Below are 1,202 nucleotides of genomic sequence, written 5' to 3' on the forward strand. Positions count from 1 at the left end.
CCCCCGTCTCACCGTCGGCTCCGGCCCGATCGAACCGGCTTTTATCTGGGAGCGCTCCCGTGGGAGCGCTCCCAGATTGGCATAATGAAGGTCCACCGTTCCCGCGGGTGTGTCAAGGGAACGAACACTTCTGAGTCGGTGCGACTGACGGGTTGTCATCCATGGTGACGGGCAAGGGCGCGATGACTGCGGGCGAGGGGCGGGGCGGCCGGCCGACGCTGGAGATGGTCGCCGCGCGGGCCGGTGTCGGGCGGGGCACGGTCTCGCGGGTGGTCAACGGCTCCCCGCATGTGAGTGCCCAGGCGCGGGCGGCNNCCCGCGCGCTGGCCGCCGACCGCACGGACGCGGTCGCCCTGGTCATCCCCGAGTCGGAGACCAGACTCGGCGCCGAGCCGTACTTCCTGGACATCGTGCGCGGTGTGAGCACCGAACTCGCCGACACGGACATGCAGTTGCTGCTCACCCTGATCCGCACCCCGCGCGAACGCCAGCGCCTGGGCCAGCATCTGGCGGCCCGCCGCGTCGACGGCGTCCTGCTGGTGTCCGTGCACGAGAACGACCCGCTGCCCAGCCTGCTGGAGCGGCTGCGGGTGCCCACCGTGCTCAACGGGCGGCGCTCGGAGCGGGAATGGATGTCGTACGTCGACGCCGACAACGTCGGGGGTGCGCGGTCGGCCGCCGAGCATCTGCTCGGACTGGGCCGGCGCACCGTCGCCACCATCACCGGCCCCCTGGACATGTACGTCGCCCGCTGCCGGCTCGACGGCTACACCCAGGCGATGAACTCCGCGGGCCGCGGCGGCGACACCTCGCTGGTGGCCCACGGCGACTTCACCGAGGAGGGCNNAGGACGTGGCGCTGATCGGCTTCGACGATTCCGCGGTCGCCCGGCACGCCGACCCGCCGCTCACCAGCGTGCGCCAGCCGACCGAGGAGATGGGCCGCACCATGGCCCGGGTGCTGCTGGAGGAGATCGAGTCCCGCAACGGCATCCGGCGCCATGTGGTGCTCTCCACCGACCTGGTGGTGCGCGAGTCCGCCTGAGCGCGACGCCGGGTGACCGCCGGGGCGGCGGGGGCTCGCCCCGCCGCCCATGGCCTGCTTCGGGGCCTGCCCCGGTATCCGTACACGGCTGAGGGCGCGGATGTCCGGCGCGCGGCGGCGGGTGCCGACCGGCCGGACGGGCTGCCGGAGAGGGGGGC

General features: G+C 73.4%; 1 pseudogene. It reads left to right on the forward strand.

Features of this window, described 5'->3' with window-relative positions:
- Positions 1 to 182 precede the first annotated feature (182 nt).
- Positions 183 to 1,044: pseudogene (locus CCN72_RS37435) on the forward strand (LacI family DNA-binding transcriptional regulator).
- Positions 1,045 to 1,202: the final 158 nt, after the last annotated feature.

The sequence above is a fragment of the Streptomyces murinus genome (assembly GCF_002154555.1).
Taxonomy (GTDB): Bacteria; Actinomycetota; Actinomycetes; order Streptomycetales; family Streptomycetaceae; genus Streptomyces; species Streptomyces murinus.